Source organism: Brachybacterium halotolerans, assembly GCF_016623465.1.
Classification (GTDB): domain Bacteria; phylum Actinomycetota; class Actinomycetes; order Actinomycetales; family Dermabacteraceae; genus Brachybacterium; species Brachybacterium halotolerans.
In genome coordinates this window covers 83,449-102,065 of sequence record NZ_JAEDAJ010000002.1, presented here as the reverse complement: position 1 = coordinate 102,065, position 18,617 = coordinate 83,449, and the positions used below count along the sequence as shown (strand labels likewise).

Here is an 18,617-nt window from a genome sequence, read left to right as displayed (position 1 = left end):
TGTGCTCGGGCCATCCCCTGACTTCCCCACCCGCGGTCGCGCTCCTGAGGGCGACCGCCCGCCCACCGCCTCGACGACGAGGAGAGGAGGGGTCGCATGACCACGACGTCGACCGACGCATCCACCGTCCCTGACGCATCCGAGATCCCGCGCCGCAAGCCCTCACGACGTGGCCAGTACAGCTCCTGGCTCTACCTGGTGCCGGCGCTCGCCGTGTTCGCGGTCTTCATGTTCTTCCCGCTCGCGCGCTCGTTCGTGCTGTCCTTCCAGGGCAACGACATCCTGGGCCGTCCCGCGGGCTTCGTCGGCGCCGAGCACTACCTCAAGCTGCTGCAGGACTCCGAGTTCCACGCGGTCCTGCTGCGCACGATCGCCTTCGTGGTGCTCACCGTGGTCCCGGTGATCGCGATCTCGCTGATGCTCTCGCTGCTGCTGCACCAGAGGATCCGCGGCATCCGCTTCTTCCGCACCGCGTTCGCCTCGCCGTTCGCGTTCTCCGTGGCGACCGCCTCGGTGATCTTCGCGGTCATGTTCAACCAGGCCACGGGCGTGCTGAACGGCATCCTGGGGACGTTCGGCATCGGCCGCGTCGGCTGGATCACCGACCCCCACATCGCGCTGATCTCGATCGCGCTGACCACCGTGTGGATGCAGATGGGCTACAACCTGCTGGTGCTCTCGGCGGGCCTGGGATCCGTGCCCGACGACATCATCGAGGCCGCTCGCCTGGACGGCGCCGGAGGGCTGCGCCTGCAGCGCTCGATCATCATCCCGCTGCTCACCCCGCAGATCTTCTTCCTGCTCGTCACCGGCACCATCAACTCCCTCCAGAGCTTCGGCCAGATCCACATCCTCACCCGCGGCGGTCCGCAGGGATCGACCACCACCCTCGTCTACTCGATCTACGAGCAGGCCTTCGCCTACGGCAACTCGAACTTCGGATACGCCTCCGCCCAGGCGATCGTGCTGCTGATCGTCGTCGTCGTGATCACCGCCCTGCAGTTCGGGCTCGTCGAGAGGAAGGTGTTCTACCAGTGAACGAGCACTCCTCGACCGCGCCGTCGTCCGCGGCCCGCCCGGCGCCGACCACGCCGCCGGGCCCCGCGCGGCCGTCGGGCCTCGCGAGGCCGTCGGACCCTGCGCGCCGACGACGACCTTCCGGAGGCTTCGCCTCGAAGATCGGCACCTATGTCGTGCTGCTGATCTTCCTGGTGCTCATCGGGTTCCCCGTGTACTTCGGCTTCGCCGGCTCGCTCATGGGCCCGGGCGACATCAACGCCTACCCGGCCGCCCTGTGGCCCAGGAGCGGTGCGGTGCTGCGGAACTTCGCGGGCGCCCTCGACGCGATCCCGCTGCTGCGGCAGTGGGGGAACTCCGTGGCGATGGCGGGCATCATCACCGCCGGCCAGATGATCACGAGCGTGCTGGCGAGCTTCGCGCTGGTGTTCCTGCCGATGCGCTGGCGCACCTTCTGGTTCTTCCTGCTGCTCAGCACGATGATGGTCCCGGTCGAGGCGATCATCATCCCCAACTACCTCTTCATCTCCGACGCGGGCCTCATCAACACCCTTCCCGCGCTGACGCTCCCGTTCCTCGCGCACGGCTTCGGGATCTTCCTGCTGCGCCAGGCGTTCATGTCGTTCCCGGCGGAGCTGTTCGACGCCGCCCGCATCGACGGCTGCTCGAACCCGCGCTTCCTGCTGCGGATCCTCATCCCGCTGTCGCGGCCCACGCTGATGGCGCTCGGATTCTGGTCCTTCCTCATGGCCTGGAACATGTACTTCTGGCCCCTGCTGGTCACGCAGACCCCGCAGATGCAGACCATCCAGATCGGCATCACCCAGCTCAAGTCGGCCGACAACTTCAACGCCGGCCTCGTGCTCGCCGGCACCGTGCTCGCGGTGGTCCCGACCCTGCTGCTGCTCATCTTCGGGCAGCGGTTCATCGTCCGCGGCCTCACCGGCGGAGCGATCAAATGAGCGGCGCGGACGGGGCGGACGGCGCACATCCCCGCGCCCGCTCACAGCCCGGCACCCGCAAACACTCCTGCACCCGCACGCGCTCCCTCGAGCATCCCGCATCCCCACAGAACCGATCCCGCACCTCACGGAAACGAAAGGCGGCCCGACGATGATCCGACGGCGCACAGTCATGGCTTCGATGGCGGGGATGGCGGTGACGGCACCGCTGGTCGCCGGCTGCTCGGGAGGCGGAGGAGGCTCCGAGGCGAAGGCCCCGGACTCCGGCGCTCTCGACAAGGCCGACGGCGAGACCACCGTCGCCTTCTGGCACTCGATGGACGGCACCAACGGCGACACCCTCGAGAAGCTCGTCAAGGCGTTCAACGAGAAGAACTCCGGCAAGATCACGATCAAGCCCGTCTACCAGGGCGAGTACGACGACGGCATCACCAAGTACAAGGCCGCCGTGCAGTCCGGCAGCACGCCTGCGCTCGTGCAGATCTACGACCTGGGCCTGCAGTTCATGATCGACTCCGGGACCGTGGTGCCCATGCAGTCGTTCATCGACCGCGACTCCTACGACGTCTCCGACATCCAGCCCAACATCGCCGGGTACTACACGGTCGCCGACAAGCTCTGGTCGATGCCGTTCAACACCTCGATGCCCGTCCTGTACTACAACAAGAAGCTCTTCGAGAAGGCCGGACTCGACCCCGACAAGGCGCCCGAGACCCTCGACGAGGTCGGCGAGGCCGCGAAGGCCCTGTCGAAGAAGAACGACGGCCCGGCGGAGTTCGGCTTCAACGGCGCGATCTACGGCTGGTTCGTCGAGCAGATCATCGCCACCACCGGAGAGCTCTACTGCACGCCCGACAACGGCCGCGGCAAGGAGCGCGCGAGCGCCTTCGCCTTCGACAACGACGCCGCCGTCGAGTTCCTGACCTGGTGGAAGAAGCTCGTCGACGACGGCATCGCCGGCAACACGGGGCGTGCCCCGGCCGATGCGCAGGACGCCTTCAAGTCCGGCACGATCGGTATCACCCTCGAATCCACCGGTGCGCTGGGCGGCATGAAGGAAGCGGCCGACGAGCAGGACTTCGAGCTGGGCGTCGGCTTCTACCCGCGCATCGAGAAGAACGAGTACGGGCCGGTCATCGGCGGCGCCTCGCTCTACGTGGTGGGGGAGAAGCACTCCGACGCGGAGAAGGAGGCCGCCTGGAAGTTCGTGCAGTTCTGCAACGAGCCCGCGAACCAGGCCACCTGGCACACGGGCACCGGCTACTTCCCCGTCTCGAAGAAGGCGCTCGACGAGCCCGAGGACACGAAGTGGCGCAAGGACTTCCCGCAGTTCGACGTCGCCATCCAACAGCTCGACGAGACCGAGCTCAGCACCCCCACTCAGGGCGGCACCGCGGGCATCATGCCCCAGGCCCGCAAGGCCGTGGAGGAGGCCTGGGAGGGCATCCTCCAGGGCGACGACCCGAAGGAAGGGCTGACCAAGGCCGTCAAGGGCCTGCAGTCCGCCCTCGACCAGTACAACGACTCGGCAGGGTGAGGTCGGGCGGACGTGTGCGCTAACCCGACCACGACCGCGACCACGACCACGACCGCGGACGGGGACGGGGACGGGGACCGGGACGCTGAGCGTTGACGCTCCCTCCTGCGGCCCAAGGGGAGGCGATGCGACCGTGTCCGTCCCCAGGGGTGACGCCGGCGTGCGTCGCTTCCGAGAGGTGGGGGGGGGGGGGGGGGGCGGGGGGGGGGGGGGGGCCGGCGGGGGGGGGCGGGGGGGGGGGGGGGGGGGGGGGGGGGGGGGGGGCGGCGGGGGGGGGGGGGGGCCCCCCGCCGCCATACGCCGGTGGGTGACACGCTGCCAGGGATCGGAGGTCGAACGGCACCGGGTCCGGTCGACACCGGGTCCGGCCGGCACCGGCACAGTCACCGGCGCGGAATCGCTCAGTCGTTCCCGCTCCAGGCGGCCCAGAGCTCGGCGTAGACGCCGCCGTGGTCCACGAGGTCCGCGTGCGGGCCCTGCTCGACGACGCGGCCGTCGGCCATCACCAGGATCCGGTCGGCCTCCTTCGCCTGGGACAGGCGGTGGGCCACGATCACCGTGGTGCGGTCGCGGGCCACCTGCGTCGCGGCGCGCTCGAGCACGCGGGCGCCGGAGGAGCCCTCGTCGGCCGTGGCCTCGTCGAGCACCAGCACCGCCGGATCGCGCAGCGCGACACGGGCCAGCGCCAGCTGCTGGGACTGCTCGGCCGTCAGCCGCTCGCCCTTCTCCCCGACCTCGGTGTCCAGGCCACGGGGGAGCAGCTCGGCCCAGGCGTCGGCCTCGACCTCGCGCAGCGCCGCCCAGAGCTCCTCGTCGCTCGCCTCGGGGCGGGCCAGCTGCAGGTCCTCGGCGAGAGTCCCGCGGAACACGTGGACGTCCTGCGAGACGATCACCGCGTGGTGGCGCACCGACTCGAGGTCCGCACTGGCGAGGTCGGCGCAGCCGTGGAGCACGGTGCCATGGCGCGGGGTGAGGGTGCCGGTGATGATCGCGGCGAGCGTCGACTTGCCGGCGCCGGATGCCCCCACCAGGGCGATCGACTCGCCTGGAGCGATGTCCAGGTCGATCGGGTGCAGCACGGTCCGCTCGGTGCCGTCCGCGTCCTCGCCATAGGCGTGGGAGACATGGCGCAGTCGGATCGAGGCGTCCGCCGGCACCTCCTCGCCGGGGGAGGACGCCGGATCGATCGACTCGATGACACCCACCATGCGGGTGAGGCTGGCGACCGCCGACTGCACGTCGTCGAGGCTGAACAGCAGATTCATCATCGGCCAGAGCAACGAGATGAGGTAGAGGGCAGCCGCGGTCACGAGGCCCACCGGCGCCCCGCCTACGTGCACCATCGCGTAGCCGAGGATCAGCACCAGGGCGATCGACAGGTTCTCTGGCCACACGACGATCTTCACGACCCTCGTGACCAGACCCATCACGCGCATGGCCAGCACCGCGGCGGTCTCCGAGAGCACCGCGACGTGGCGGGTCTCCCGGCGCTCGATGCCGTAGGCGTGGACGGTGGGGATGCCGTGGATCGCCGAGAGCAGGCCCTGGGCGCGGGCGCCCATCGCGACGCGCTCGCGACGGTAGATGGGGGCGGTGCGCCGCAGGTACCACACGCCCGTGGCCGCGTACATCGGCACCACCACGACCACAAGGATCAGCAGCCACGGCGAGAGCGTCGCCATGCCGATCAGCGTGACCACTACGTAGAAGCCCATCTGGATGAGGTTCGGGACCACGTTGTCGACGGCGCGCGCGGTGACGTCGACGTCGTCGGCGACCCGCGAGAGGGCGTCGCCGATGCCGGTGACCTCCATGGTCTGCGCGGGCAGGTCCAGGGCGCGGTCGATCACGTCCTCGCGCATGGCGGCGAGGACCCGCTGGCCCATGCCGCTGACCAGGGCCCAGCCGAGCGCGGAGAGCACGGCCTGGAGCACGCCGGCGAGCATGATCAGCCCGCCCTGGCGCCACACGGCGGCGGAGCCCGCGCGGTCCTGGACGATGTCGACGGCCCCGCCGATCAGGCGCGGCATCCACGCCGCGGCGACGGCTCCGCCGATCACCACCAGCAGGGTGAGCAGGGTCGAGGGCCAGTGCGCGAGCAGGCGCCGGCCCACGTGGGAGAACGACGTGCCCACCGAGGCGATCGGCAGGATCTGTGCGTGCTCGTCGAGTTGGCGGCGGGCGGTCGCGTCGGACTCGAGCACGTCCTCGGCCTCGTGGTCCCAGCGGACGGCTGCCATGTCGGGGATCATCGGCGCACCATCTCCCTGTAGTCGTCGCGGTCCATGAGGTCCTGGTGGTCGGCGCGGGCGGTGATCCGGCCCCCGCGCACGTAGAGCACCTCGTCGGCCTCGCGCAGGAGCGCGGGAGCCCGGGTGACCAGCAGCGTCGCCCGGTCGGGGACGCGGCGGGCGGCCACGAGCGCCTCGGCGATGTGCTGCTCGGTGACGGCGTCCACCGCGGTGGTCGGATCCTGCAGCACGAGCACCGGGGCGTCGGAGGCCACGGCGCGCGCGAGCGCGATCCGCTGGCGCTGCCCACCGGAGAGGTTCGCGCCGCGATCGAGGATGCGGGTGTCGTAGCCCTCGGGCAGGATCCGCAGCAGGTCGTCGGCGCCCGCGGCGTGCAGGGCGGCGTCGGCCCAGGAGTCGTCGCTGCCGTCCGTAGGGTCGCTCGCCGGGGCCCGCGTGGCGAGCTGCTCGCGCACGGTCCCGTCGAAGAGGTCGACGACGTGGGGTTCGACGAGCAGGTCCGCGCGGGTCGCGAAGCGGGTCGAGGAGGTGACCTCGGTGTCGCCGAGGTGGACGCCGGTGTGCTCGGCGCGGCCGCTGACCGCCTCGACGACCGCGTCGGCGTCGCGCGCGTCCGCGCAGGCGAGGGCGATGACGCGCCCGTCGGGCACCTCCATGTCCAGGCCCTGCAGACTGCCGGCGCCCACGCCCCGCAGGTGCAGGCCGCCGGTGCCGGCGCGGCGCTCGCCAGGGCGGGCCTCGCCGCGCTCGTCGCGCGCGGTGGCGAGGTGGCCGATGGTCAGCGCGGGATCGTCGACCGTGCGGCCGAGGTCCGCGAGCAGTCGGCGCACCCGGTCGGCGGAAGTGGACATGCTGGCCCACCAGATCGGGATCCCCGAGAGGCCCTGCAGCATGCCCATGTTCGAGCGCGCCACGCCCACGACGGCGATCAGGGTGCCGATGGTCATGTCCCCGGCGACGGTGCGCTGGGCGGCGATGATCACGACGGCCGCCATCATCGCCGCGGTCACGAGGGTGGTCAGGCCGCTCGAGACGCCCGAGTAGCGGGCGTTCACGAGCGCCGCGTCCAGGGCGATCCGGGAGCGCCGGCGGTACTGGGTGCGGGCGCGGGACTGCACGCCCAGTCCCTGCAGCACGCGCAGGCCGTGGACGAGGTCGGTCGCGGTCGCGGCGGCGTCGGCCGCACGGGACTGCTGGGCGTCGTAGCGGGCGGAGAGGACGGGGCTGATCACGCGGATCACGAGCACCATGACCGCGATGCCGACGAGGGTCGCCACGCCCAGCCAGGGGTCGAGCACCGCGAGCCAGACGCCGCTGCCCACCACGACCGCGGAGGCGGGGAAGGCCCAGGGCAGCATGTCCATGATGTCGGAGGCCTTGTCGGCGTCCGAGGTCGCGATCGAGAGCACCTCGCCGGCGGGGCGCTCGATGGGCCGCGAGCGCGGGTCGAGCACGGCGCCGGTGACCGCGACCCGCAGTCGATGGCGCTCGAACAGGCGCGCCCGCTGCGAGGCGGTGAACATGAGCGTCCACACCCACGTGCTGATCAGGCGCATCACGAAGATGCCCGCGGCGCCCAGCAGGGTGATCGCGAGGCTGCCGCGGACGATGCCCACGTCGATGATGATGCCCACGAGGATCGGCACCAGCATGTCGACGGCCTCCACGAACGCGGAGGTCGCCATGATCCAGGGGATCGAGCGGCGGTGGTTGCGCACGATCGACCGCATGACGGAGACGCGCGGCACCGCCGTCGCGGCGGGGTCCGCGACGGCCGGGGCGGCCTTCCGGCCGGAGGAGGGGGAGGGGGAATCGTGCACTCGTGAATCCCATCCCATCCCCGCGCCCGTGGCAATGTCTTTTCCTGCCCAGTCAGGGCCCTGAGCGCGCCCTCGTCCCGCCCTCCGGATCTGCGGGTCCGGCGCCGCGATCCTCGAGGATCGCCGATCCGCTCGGGCGTGCGGTCCGGAGTCGGCTCGGGAGGCCGGTCCGGGGTCAGCCCGGGAGGCCGGTCTGGTGACAGAATGGGGGAGGCCGACGTCCGCTCGGGCCCGGCCGATCCCCGACGCGAGAGGAAGACTCCGTGACCGCACCGCATGTCGAACTGTTCTTCGATCCGATCTGCCCGTGGGCGTGGATGACCAGCCGGTGGCTGCTGAACGCCTCGCAGGTCCGCGACGTGGAGATCACGTTCTCGCTCATGTCCCTCGCCGCGCTCAACGAGGGCCGCGATCTCGATGCCGGCTACCGCCGCAGCATGGACGACGCCTGGGGGCCGGCCCGCGTGGCGCTCGCCGTCGAGAACGCCGGCGGCAACCAGGACCTCGCCGACTTCTACACCGCGTACGGCCAGGCCTACCACGTGGGCGGCCAGCAGGACCGCCGCGAGGCCGCGAAGACCGCCCTCGAGCAGGCGGGCCTGGATCCCGCGCTGCTCGAGTCCTACCACGACTCGTCCCTGGACGACACCCTGCGCACGAAGCAGAAGGCCGTGGTGGAGCTCGTCGGCGACGAGGTCGGCACCCCGGTGATCTCCTTCGGCGACGGCCGCGCCTACTTCGGCCCCGTGATCTCCCCGGCCCCCAAGGGCGAGGAGGCAGGCACCCTGTTCGACGGCCTCGAGGCGATGAGCCGCGTCGACGGTTTCTTCGAGCTCAAGCGCAGCCGCACCGTCGGCCCCATCTTCGACTGACCCCGGACCGGGCGGGCGGGAGCCGAGCGCTCCCGCCCGCTCCGCCCCGGACCCGACCGACCCTGTGAAAGGCTCCCCCTCCATGCACGTGCACATCGGCACCGACCACGCCGGCTTCGAGCTGAAGAACCGGCTCGTGGACTCCCTCACCGCGAAGGGCCACGAGGTCACCGACCACGGCGCCCACACCTTCGAGAAGCTCGACGACTACCCGCCGTTCTGCACCGCCGTCGGCGAGGCCGTCGTCGCCGAGCCCGGCAGCCTGGGCGTCGTCATCGGCGGCTCCGGCAACGGCGAGCAGATCGCCGCGAACAAGGTGCGCGGCGTCCGCGCCGCCCTGGTGTGGAACGAGGACACGGCGAAGCTCGCCCGCGAGCACAACGACGCCAACGTGATCTCCGTGGGCGCCCGTCAGCACACCGAGGAGGAGCTCGAGCACCTCATCGACCTGTTCCTCGCGGAGCCCTTCAGCGGCGACGAGCGCCACCAGCGGCGCATCGACCTGGTGGGCCTCTATGAGCGCACGGGCGGGTACGACCCGTCGGCCGACGGGGACTCCGCGGCCGGTTCCGGCTCCGCCGGCGCCTGATGCCCGAGGGCCACACGGTCCACCGGCTCGCCTCCGCCCTCACGGCGGGCTTCGGCGGACGCCGCGTGCGCACCTCGAGCCCGCAGGGACGGTTCCCCGACGCCGCGAGCATCGACGGCTGGGTGCTGGCCGGGGCCGAGGCAGCCGGGAAGCAGCTCCTCATCGCCTTCACCCCGGAGGAGTCCGTCGACGTCTCCGATCCGGTGGCCCGCTGGGTGCGCGTGCACCTGGGCCTGTACGGCTCGTGGACCTTCGCGGGCGAGGAGGGCTTCGCGCTCGCCCACGCGATCGGCGCGCCGCGGGTGCGGATCGGTGAGCGGGAGACCCGGCAGGGCGGCGGCTCGGGAGCGGCCGACGGGTACGACCTGCACGACGCCGCGACGGAGGACTGGCGCCGCCTGGTCCCGCGTCCCACCACGCGCCTGCGCATCGCCGGCCCCCACGGACTCGCCGATCTCACTGGGCCGACCGCCTGCGAGATCCTTGACGCCGAGGGCCGCGCCGCCGTGCTGGAGCGGCTGGGTCCGGACCCTCTGCGCCAGGACGCGGACCCCGACCGATTCGTCGAGAGGGTGCGGCGCTCCCGCACGTCGATCGGCGTGCTGCTGATGAACCAGGAGATCATCGCCGGGGTCGGCAACATCTATCGGGCGGAGGCGCTGTTCCGCGCCCGCCTGGACCCCTTCGTGCCCGGCAAGGACCTCACCGCGGGGACGGTGCGCGGGATCTGGGACGATCTGGTGCCCCTCATGCGGTACGGCGCGCGCACCGGCCGCATCGTCACGACCGAGCCCGAGCACCGCGAGATCGAGGCGGTCATCCAGGAGCGCACCCGCGCGACGCGGCAGAACGGGGACGACGACCCGAGCGTCGTGCCCCGCGAGCAGTCCTTCTACACGTACCACCGGCAGACGCTGCCGTGCCGTCTGTGCGGGACCGCGATCCGGTCGACGGAGCTCGCCGGGCGCACGGTGTTCTGGTGCCCCCGCTGCCAGACCCGACGCTCGCGCCGCGCGAGCTGGACCACGGAGCACCCCGCCGCCGCCTGGGCGGATCCGCAGGACGGGCAGCTACGGTGATGGGCATGCCTGATCCCGAGACGGGCGGCGTGCTGCGCCGCGCCCACCTGCATGAGATCGATCCGCGCACCGTCTACCTGCTCGCGAAGCTCCGCCAGGACGTCTTCACCCTCGAGCAGCACGCCGACGACGCCGACCTCGACGGCCGTGAGCTCGAGGCCTCCACGGTGCTGCTGTGGATCGAGGTGCCGGACGCTGAGCCCGTCACGGGCGGGCTCGAGCGCCAGCCGGTCGCCCAGCTGCGCATCCTGCGCGACCCCGACGGCACCGTGCACATCGGCCGCGTAGTGGTGCGCGCGGACCGTCGGCGCGACGGATTCGGCCGACGCCTCGTGTGCGCGGCCCTCGACGTGGCCCGCGAGATCGCACCGGAGGCGGTGGTCGAGATCGGCGCCCAGGCGTACCTCGAGCGCTGGTACGGGAGCATGGGCTTCGAGACCACCGGGCCGCTGTTCCTCGAGGCCGGCATCGAGCACGTGCCGATGCGCTACGTGCACCCGCGGGACTGATCCGCGGGCAGAGCGAGGGGCGAACCGGCGGGTCTGAGCGGCGTACGCCCGTGAGGCGCTGCGATCAGGCGCGCGGCGCCTTCTCCTCGATGAGCCGGCCCATCTCCTCCCGGCCGAAGAAGGCGACGGAGTCGCGGCCGCTCGGGGTGCCCGCATCGGGATCCGCCCCGGCATCCAGGAGCGCGGACACCACGTCGTCGTACCCCTTGAAGACGGCCCCCGCGAGCGGCGACTGCTGGCGGTCGTTGAGCTGATCGACGTCCGCCCCGCGGGCGGCGAGCTCACGCACCAGGTCCGCGTGACCGTGGTACGCGGCGAGCATCAGCAGCGTGTTGCCCCGCGAGTCCCGCATGGCGACCGGCGCCCCCTGGTCCAGCAGCGGCAGCAGGGCGTCGCCCCGGCCTTCACGGGCATCGTCGAGCATCCTCCGGGCCAGCGCGAGCACCTGCTCGTCCTGCTCCTCGGAGGTGAGCGGCGATCCGGGCTGCGCGGTAGCGGACTGAGAGGAGTCGGGCTGCGGGGGATCGGGCTGCGCGGCGTCGGAAGTCATGCGCACCAGGGTAAAGGCCCGCACGACGCGGGGACCACACGGAACGTCATCCGTCGTCGACTGCACGGCGGGCGGCAGGCGAGGCGGGAGGAAGGATCGCCGGCTCCTGCCCGCGTCGACGGGGTCGGCTCCTCAGCCGCCCAGCACCGTCCGCAGCACCCAGGGCGCCGCGAGCAGGAGTGCGGCGGCGGCGAGCCCCACGAGGTCGCCCCTCGTGAACGGACTGGGCAGCGCCCAGGTGCGGTGCTGTGCGGTCGCGAAGCCGCGGGCATCCATCGCGAGCGCCTGCTGCTCGGTGCCCCGCACCGCGTCGACCAGAAGGGCGAGGGTGCACGAGGCCAGCAGCCGCACGAGCGCCGCGCCCGAGCGCAGCGGATGGCGCAGGTCGCGCCGCGCCCCGAGGCCGCGCAGGCGGCGACTGGTCATGATCCGCTCCCAGACGTCGGCCGTGAGCCCTGCCCGTACGAGTCCCGCGACGCTCGCCGCGACCGGCCGGCCGGGCAGACGCAGCCTCCCGCCGAGGGCGTCTCCGAGCCGCGTCGGGTCGAGGGAGGCGAAGATCAGCACGCCGGGAGCCACGAAGTATCCGATCCGCAGGGCCTCCTTGAGACCCAGCAGCCACGTGGTCCCGGAGAACACGGGCAGGGGAGAGGCGAGCACCGTGGACCAGCAGAGGCCGACCGCCGCGAGCGCGATCGGGATCAGACGCAGCGCCGTGCTGCGCACCCCGCGCACGGCGAGCGGTGCGAGGACCGCGACGAGCACGCACGAGAGGAGACCGAGCTGCCAGCGGTCGATCGCGAAGGAGCCGACGGCCGCTGCCACGGCGATCGCGATGGTGGTCAGCGGGTTGAGCACGTCGGCGGGAGCAGGACGGGGACGGCGGGGCGGGCGAAGGGTGGTGTCGGATGCGGATGCGGATGCGGATGCGGGTGCGGTTGCCGGCGCCAGTGCCAGCGCGGTGCCGGTCGCGGCCGGCTCCGGGGAGGCGGACTGCGCGTCGTCGTCGCGCGTGCCCCCGTGCTCCGCGAGGTCCAGACGCACGTGCGCGCGCGTGATGAGATCGGGGTCGTGCGTCGCGGCCAGCACCGCGCAGCCGCGCGCGGTCGCCTCCTCGAGCAGAGCGAACATCTGGGTGCGACGCTCCTGGTCGAGACCCACGGTGGGCTCGTCCAACACGAGCAGGGCGGGTTCCTGGGCGAGGGCGGCGATGATCGCGAGGCGCCGCTGCTCGCCCCCGGAGAGCTCGAAGGGCTGAGCGTCCGAGAGGTGCCCGAGATCGGCGCGCTGCAGCAGGCTCTCGGCGAGTCCGGGGTCGTGCGCCCAGGGCGAGGCGGTGACCTCCGTGCGCACGGTGCGGGCGACGAAGGAGTGCTCGGGCTCCTGAGGGACGAAGGCGATCCTCGAGGGCTCGGGACGCTCGAGGTGTCCTCCGGCCGGATCGGCGAGGCCCAGGATCGTGCGCAGCAGCGTGGTCTTGCCGCTGCCGCTCGGCCCGGTGAGGACCGCGACACATCCTGCGGGGACGGCCAGGTCGATGCCCTCGAGGAGGGGAGAGGCGATGGTCCGCTTCCCTCGGGCCTCGTCCCGTCGTCGCCGCCGCGCGATCGAGACCCTCGAGAGCGACAGCACCGGTGTGCCGGACGTGCCGGATGCGCGCGCAGGGGCCGGCATGGCGGTCGGGTCGGGAGCGGTGGCCGGATCGGGCGTGGCTGCCGGATCGGGCTGCTCGAGGACGTCGTCGGGAGCGCCGTCCGCGAGCACGTGCGCCTGCGCTCCGAGCACGATCACGCGATCCACGTGCGGGGCCCAGCCGTCAGCGTCGTGGTCGGCGACCACCAGGGTGCGATCGCCGACCACATCCAGGATCGCGGCGCGGACCGCGCGGGCCGTCGGCCGATCGAGCATGCTCAGCGGCTCGTCCAGCAGCAGCGCACCGGGATCCAGCGCCAGGGAGCCGGCGAGGGCGAGCCTCTGCTGCTGCCCGCCGCTGAGATCCCACGGCGAGGTCGCGGCGTCCAGCCCGACGCGCGCCGCGTGCAGGGCGGAGGTCACACGGCGCTGGATCTCCTCACGGTCCAGCGCCGCGTTCTCGGGCCCGAAGGCCGCGTCCCGGCCGACGCTCCCGCCGATCAGGGCGTGCAGCGGCTGCTGCAGGAGCAGTCCGCGCTCGCCCGGCCGGGTGGGGCCGGTGGCATCACCCGCGAGGTCGCCCGTGCTGGTGTCGAGCAGGCCCGTGAGGGCCCGGAGCACCGTCGACTTGCCGCCGCCGCTGGGCCCCGTGAGCAGCACACGCTGGCCGGCGGGGATGTGCAGGGTGAGGTCGTCGATCGTCGGGCGGGAGCGGGTCGACGGCGTCCAGGTGACGGCGTCGAGAGCGAGCGGCACGGCGGCGTGGGAGGCGGGGCCCGTTCCGTCGGGAGCCGCGTCGCCGAGCGTCCCGTCGGCCCCAGCGGTCACTCCGAGCACCGTCGGCCCCGCGCTCATGCGCGCGACCGCCGTCCCCACTGGCGCCCTGCCGGGAAGGCGCTCAGGGCGCCGGTCGCGCCGAGGGCGCGCACGATCAGCCACCCCAGCACCCCGCACAGAAGCGCGCCGGAGACGATGAAGAAGCCCAGCAGCGCCCAGGCCGAGGCCCAGGACCACTCGGGGTAGTAGGAGAAGCGCTCGTACACCCATTCGAGGATCCCCGAGAGCGCGCCGCCGGCGATCGCCACGGGCAGGGTGAAGCGGCGGTAGGCGGTGACGAGGAACGCGATCTCGACGCCTCCGCCCTGCAGCAGGCCGCTGACCACGGTGCCGATGCCCCACTGTCCGCCGAGGACCATCTCGAGGACGGCGGCGATGACCTCCGCCAGCACGGCGGCGCCGGGGCGGCGCACGATGAGCATCGCCACCAGCGCGGGCAGGAACCACACGCCCGCGAGCAGCCCCACCGACGGCGGCAGGACGGCCTGCAGCGGGGTGAACAGGGTGTACACCTGGCCCCAGGCGAGGAACACGAAGGCGAAGACGACGCCGATCGCGACCGTCAGCACGAGGTCCACGGTGCGGTAGGCCGGCAGCGGCCGACGTGCGAGGGCGTCGCTCGCCGGTGCTGGTGTTGGTGCCGGTGTCGGGGATGCGCCGGTCGCCGCGGTCTTCTCGGCGCGCGCGGACGAGGCGGCGGGGGTGGAACCGGTCGACATCTGGTTCTCCTTCCGATGCGGAAGGGGCCGCGAGGCCCGTCGGCCCCGGATGCAGTCATCCGGCGCGGCGGACATCGCAGAAGAATCCCGACTCCCTACGCCGGTCTGAACCGGATCAGGTTCGAGGGTCTGCGCTCTGTGCGCACTCTCAGCACCTCTGCGGTGCTCCCCTGTCTGTGGATGTCAGCGTCGATGATATCGCGCAGGGCGGTCGGTGCACCCTCGGGATGTGCGCCAGATCGCCCGGGTCGGCCGACGCCCGACGGGTCGTGCGAGGCGACGGGATCCGACGGTCCCGTCCCGACCGCCTCCCGAACTGACGAACGGACGAACGGGCGAACGGGCGAAGGGGCGAACGGGCGCGAGAAGTACGTAACGGTTGCCAAGAGCGCTCTTGGCAACCGTTACGTACTTCTCACGGGGCGGCGAGGCCGGGGCGGGCCGCCCCGCGGATCAGCGGCGGGCGCGGATGGCCTGGTCGATCGCCTCGGCGGCGGCGCGGGGATCGTCGGGGGAGAGCAGGAAGTGGGTGCCCTCGCGGCCGATGATCTCCACGAGCGTCCCGGGACGCGAGACCATCAGGCGGTAGGAGGACCGCTGCTCGCCGGTGGTGAAGACCTTGCGGCCGGGCAGCGCCTCGATGCTCCCGCTCTCGGGCGAGATCACGCGGCCGCGGCGCCAGCCGAGCCCGCCCACCGTCGCGCCGAGCGACTCGCCCGGGATGCGGCGCAGCTGCACGGTGCGGAAGTCGGCGACGGGCCAGGCGGGGCGCGGCAGGAAGCCTCCGAGGCTCACGGTCACCCCGTCGCCGTCGACCACGAACCGTGTGGCGAGCCGCATCCACGACCAGAAGGCGTACACGAGCACGGCCAGGGCGAGCACCAGACCCAGCACGACCGTCTCGCCCCGCGCCCAGGCGAGCGCATACCCGGCGATGCCGACGCCGATCACGACGCTCATGCCGATGCGGGTCCAGCCCACCGCGCCGGGCGTCGTCCGCCCCACGTGGAAGGGTGCCTCGGGCCTGCTCACGCCGTCCTCACCAGATGCTCACGCGGTCTTCGGGCGCGCGGTACATCGCATCGTCCTCACGCACGTCGAAGGCCGCGTGGAAGGCGTCGAGGTTGCTCGCGATCGCATTGCAGCGGAACTCGGCGGGGGAGTGCGGGTCGATCGCCAGCATGCGCGCCGCATCCTGCGCGCGGGACTTCGCGCGCCACACCGTGGCCCAGGACCAGAACACGCGCTGCAGTCCGCTCATGTCGTCCAGGCGCGGCGGGTTCCCGCCGGAGCGCGCGAGGTAGGCCTTGATCGCGATGGTGAGCCCGCCCAGGTCGCCGATGTTCTCACCGATCGTGAGGCTGCCGTTGACATGGGGCAGCTCGTCGCCGCTGGCGTCGGTCGCGCCGGTCGCGCCGGTCGCGCCGGTCGCATCGTCCGCACGTGCCGCACCGGCCGCGCCGGTCGCGTCTGACGCCTTCGCCTCAGCCTCCGCCTGCTCGCGCAGCACGCGCGGGGTGAGGGCGTCGAACTGGTCGATGAGCGCACGGGTGCGCTGCTCGAAGGCCTCGCGGTCCTCGTCTGTCCACCAGGAGCGCAGGTTCCCCTCGCCGTCGTACTTCGAGCCCTGGTCGTCGAAGCCGTGACCGATCTCGTGGCCGATGACGGCGCCGATGCCGCCGAAGTTCACCGCGTCCTCGGCCTCGGCGTCGAAGAACGGCGGCTCGAGGATCGCGGCGGGGAAGACGATCTCGTTCGCGCCCGGGTTGTAGTAGGCGTTGACGGTCTGCGGGGTCATGTGCCACTCGTCGCGGTCGACGGGCCCGTCGAGCTTCGCGAAGTCGTGGGCGGCATCGTGCATGCGGGCGGCGCGCACCGAGGCGACGAGGTCGTGGGGGTCGAGCTCGAGGCCCTCGTAGGTGCGCCACACGTCGGGGTAGGCGATCTTCGGGGTGAACAGCTCGAGCTTGGCGAGGGCCTTCTCGCGGGTGCCCGGTGTCATCCACGCGAGCGTCGAGATCGACTCTCGGTAGGCGTCCAGCAGCGCGCCGACCAGCTCCTGCATGCGCGCCTTGTGGTCCGGCGGGAAGTGCCGGGCGACGTAGTCCTGTCCGATCGCGAAGCCGACGGCACCCTCGACCAGCGAGATGCCGCGCTTCCAGCGCTCCCGCAGCTGCTCGGCGCCGGAGAGGGTGCGCCCGGAGAAGTCGAAGTCCTCCTCGACGAAGGCGGAGGAGAGGTACGGGGCGAAGGCGCCGACGGTGTGCAGGGCGGCCCAGGTGCGCAGCACGGCGAGGTCCTCGGCCGCGAGCAGCGGGGCGACGGCCTCGACGAACTCGGGCTGGCTCACGCAGACCACGTCGAAGGCGCCGGCGGGCGCGCCCGTGCCCTCGACGTACGCATCCCAGGGGAACGCGGGGGCGAGGGCCTCCCGCTGCGCCGCGTCCATCGGGTTGTTCGACTTCTCGCTGTCGCGCAGGCGCACCCGGTCCACATGGCACGCCGCGAGCCGCGTCTCGAAGCCCATGACCGCGCGGGCCAGGTCGCTCGAGTCCCCGGCGACGAGGCCCTCGCGGCCGGGCAGGGAGGCGAGATCGGCGAGACGTGCGAGGTGGCCGACGTACGCCTCGCGGATCGGTGCGTAGGAGTCCTCGCGGTAGTAGGACTCGTCGGGCAGGCCCAGCCCGCCCTGGTGCAGCTTCACCTGGTAGCGGGAGGAGTCGTCGTCATCCGTCCACACGTAGGCGTGCAGGGCGCTGGTGCCGGCCACGGGGGAGGCGAGCAGGCGCACTAGGTCCGCGAGCGAGGTCGTGGACGCGACCTCCTCGAGCATCGGTGCGAGCGGTGCGGCGCCGGCGGCCTCGACCGCGTCCTCGTCCATGAACAGCCGGTAGAGCAGGCCCACGCGTCCGCGATCCGTCTCCGGAGCATCGCCCGCCGCGAGCAGGTCAGCGAGCTCGGGGTCCTCGGCAGCCTCCTCGACGATGGCGCGCACGCGCTCCTCCGCGAGATCCCGCAGGCGTCGGAACTCGCCGTCGGACGCACGATCGGCGGGGATCTCGTGCTCCGCGAGCCAGGCGCCGTTGACGTGCCCGAAGAGATCATCCTGCACGCGGATCGAGTCCTCGACGCCGCTGCGGTCCAGGCCCGAGCGGACCTCGGAGCCGGTGGGTGCTGCGGTCGTGGTGCTGTCGGAGGGGACGGCATCGGTCATGGTGACTCCTTCGTCGAAGAGGGCGGCGTCAGGCTGGGTGGTGGGACGGGCGCGGGAGCGGCGACGCGACGCCGCTCCCCCCGGCCGGGCCGACGGCGGACGCGCTCCGCGCGCCCTGGGCCGACCCGATCTCGTGGATCAGAGGGTGGACAGTCCCAGCAGCGCGAGCGCCGCGGTGAGCACGCCGATCCCGAAGGGCGCGTACGCCCACAGGGTGTGGGGGCGCTCGCCCGGGCTGCGGCGCTGCAGGATCAGGGTGGACAGTCCCGTCGCGATCGACAGCACGATGGTGCCGATCGTGAGCACGGGGGAGAGCACGATCAGCACGGTCGCGCCGATCTGGAAGAGCGCGGTGCCCACGACGTCCAGGACGCGCAGCACCATCGAGCGGGGCACGCTCACCTTCTCGGTGAGGAAGGTGCCGACGGCCTCGGTCGCCCACGCGGAGGGCGCGGCGATCCGGCGCCGCGCGCTCACCGTCTGCGCGGTGGCCAGGACGATCCAGACCAGCGCCGTGCCGAGCCCGAGCCAGATGCCCATGGGGCCGACGGCCTCCGAGGGCCACAGCAGGCCCGCGAAGAGCACCGCGGCCAGGCGCAGCACCTCCTCGACGCTCGAGCGCACCGCCATCGGTCCGGGGTTCACCGCGAGGCGCCTCTGCACCTTCGAGACGAACATGCTGGTGACCACGACGACCACGAGCTGCAGGGCGCCGAGAGCGATGCCGAGCACGAGGGGCAGCGGGGTCGAGGGCGTCGCGGGCAGGCAGACGAGCACGAGGACGACGGCGACCGCGGGGATCACGAGCGAGACGATCGACAGTCCGCGCACGAGCGCGCTGACGATCTCCGCGCCCGTGGGCGGATGGTCGTGCCAGGTGTGGTCGTGGGGGTCCGTGCCGTGCGGGTCGCTGCTGCAGGAGGCGGCCTCGGCGGGGACCTCGGGATCCGCGGCGGAGGACGGGGAGGACGAGGTGGTCATGGGGCTCCTTCGAAGTCGCTCCACTGTATCGGCCGTGCCTGGTGCTC

General features: G+C 72.4%; 15 protein-coding genes and 1 riboswitch. Of the genes, 7 read left to right on the top strand and 8 right to left on the bottom strand.

Annotation, left to right across the window (positions count from 1 at the left end; all coding sequences use genetic code 11):
* The first annotated feature begins 96 nt into the window (after positions 1-96).
* From I8D64_RS04705 to I8D64_RS04695, 3 genes are all read left to right on the top strand, one after another.
* Positions 97-1,038: a carbohydrate ABC transporter permease gene (locus I8D64_RS04705; protein ID WP_200501356.1), complete on the top strand. Its 942-nt coding sequence runs from the start codon at positions 97-99 to the stop codon at positions 1,036-1,038.
* Complete coding sequence (locus I8D64_RS17745; protein WP_343068436.1) at positions 1,035-1,979, top strand: carbohydrate ABC transporter permease; 945 nt, start codon at positions 1,035-1,037, stop codon at positions 1,977-1,979. The genes I8D64_RS04705 and I8D64_RS17745 overlap by 4 nt, the downstream gene beginning before the upstream one ends.
* A 172-nt stretch (positions 1,980-2,151) precedes the next feature.
* Complete coding sequence (locus tag I8D64_RS04695; protein ID WP_200501355.1) at positions 2,152-3,516, top strand: ABC transporter substrate-binding protein; 1,365 nt, start codon at positions 2,152-2,154, stop codon at positions 3,514-3,516.
* 401 nt (positions 3,517-3,917) lie between these two features.
* Here I8D64_RS04695 and I8D64_RS04690 read toward each other — a convergent pair whose 3' ends face one another.
* Both I8D64_RS04690 and I8D64_RS04685 read right to left on the bottom strand, forming a co-directional pair.
* Positions 3,918-5,756, bottom strand: coding sequence for an ABC transporter ATP-binding protein (locus I8D64_RS04690; RefSeq protein WP_200501354.1), 1,839 nt, complete (start codon positions 5,754-5,756; stop codon positions 3,918-3,920).
* An 8-nt stretch (positions 5,757-5,764) separates the two neighbouring features.
* Positions 5,765-7,588 carry an ABC transporter transmembrane domain-containing protein gene (locus I8D64_RS04685; protein WP_343068435.1) on the bottom strand — a complete coding sequence of 608 codons (1,824 nt, stop codon included), beginning with the start codon at positions 7,586-7,588 and terminating at the stop codon, positions 5,765-5,767.
* A gap of 263 nt (positions 7,589-7,851) precedes the next feature.
* Between I8D64_RS04685 and I8D64_RS04680 the strand changes: the two genes are divergently transcribed.
* The 4 genes from I8D64_RS04680 to I8D64_RS04665 all read left to right on the top strand — a co-directional run bounded on the left by I8D64_RS04680 (position 7,852) and on the right by I8D64_RS04665 (position 10,637).
* A complete protein-coding gene (locus I8D64_RS04680; RefSeq protein ID WP_200501353.1) occupies positions 7,852-8,460 on the top strand; it encodes a mycothiol-dependent nitroreductase Rv2466c family protein in 609 nt (202 codons plus the stop codon).
* A gap of 82 nt (positions 8,461-8,542) precedes the next feature.
* Positions 8,543-9,049 carry a ribose-5-phosphate isomerase gene (locus I8D64_RS04675; RefSeq protein ID WP_200501352.1) on the top strand — a complete coding sequence of 169 codons (507 nt, stop codon included), beginning with the start codon at positions 8,543-8,545 and terminating at the stop codon, positions 9,047-9,049.
* Positions 9,049-10,128: an Fpg/Nei family DNA glycosylase gene (locus tag I8D64_RS04670; protein ID WP_200501351.1), complete on the top strand. Its 1,080-nt coding sequence runs from the start codon at positions 9,049-9,051 to the stop codon at positions 10,126-10,128. The genes I8D64_RS04675 and I8D64_RS04670 overlap by 1 nt, the downstream gene beginning before the upstream one ends.
* Positions 10,129-10,133: 5 nt before the next feature.
* Positions 10,134-10,637, top strand: a complete 504-nt coding sequence (locus I8D64_RS04665; RefSeq protein WP_246482744.1) for a GNAT family N-acetyltransferase — start codon at positions 10,134-10,136, stop codon at positions 10,635-10,637.
* Between the two features lie 64 nt (positions 10,638-10,701).
* On the opposite strand, the gene I8D64_RS04660 is transcribed toward I8D64_RS04665, so the two are convergent.
* The 6 genes from I8D64_RS04660 to I8D64_RS04635 all read right to left on the bottom strand — a co-directional run bounded on the left by I8D64_RS04660 (position 10,702) and on the right by I8D64_RS04635 (position 18,570).
* A complete protein-coding gene (locus I8D64_RS04660; RefSeq protein ID WP_200501350.1) occupies positions 10,702-11,187 on the bottom strand; it encodes an ankyrin repeat domain-containing protein in 486 nt (161 codons plus the stop codon).
* A gap of 132 nt (positions 11,188-11,319) precedes the next feature.
* Positions 11,320-13,674, bottom strand: coding sequence for an ATP-binding cassette domain-containing protein (locus I8D64_RS04655; protein WP_200501349.1), 2,355 nt, complete (start codon positions 13,672-13,674; stop codon positions 11,320-11,322).
* Positions 13,671-14,375, bottom strand: a complete 705-nt coding sequence (locus I8D64_RS04650; RefSeq protein WP_246482743.1) for an ECF transporter S component — start codon at positions 14,373-14,375, stop codon at positions 13,671-13,673. The genes I8D64_RS04655 and I8D64_RS04650 overlap by 4 nt, the downstream gene beginning before the upstream one ends.
* Positions 14,376-14,450: 75 nt before the next feature.
* A riboswitch (TPP riboswitch) is annotated at positions 14,451-14,557 on the bottom strand.
* A gap of 271 nt (positions 14,558-14,828) precedes the next feature.
* Positions 14,829-15,407, bottom strand: a complete 579-nt coding sequence (locus I8D64_RS04645) for a hypothetical protein (RefSeq protein WP_200501348.1) — start codon at positions 15,405-15,407, stop codon at positions 14,829-14,831.
* A 7-nt stretch (positions 15,408-15,414) separates the two neighbouring features.
* Positions 15,415-17,589, bottom strand: coding sequence for a M13 family metallopeptidase (locus tag I8D64_RS04640; protein WP_200501347.1), 2,175 nt, complete (start codon positions 17,587-17,589; stop codon positions 15,415-15,417).
* 138 nt (positions 17,590-17,727) lie between these two features.
* Positions 17,728-18,570: a hypothetical protein gene (locus I8D64_RS04635; protein ID WP_200501346.1), complete on the bottom strand. Its 843-nt coding sequence runs from the start codon at positions 18,568-18,570 to the stop codon at positions 17,728-17,730.
* Between the last annotated feature and the right edge of the window lie 47 nt (positions 18,571-18,617).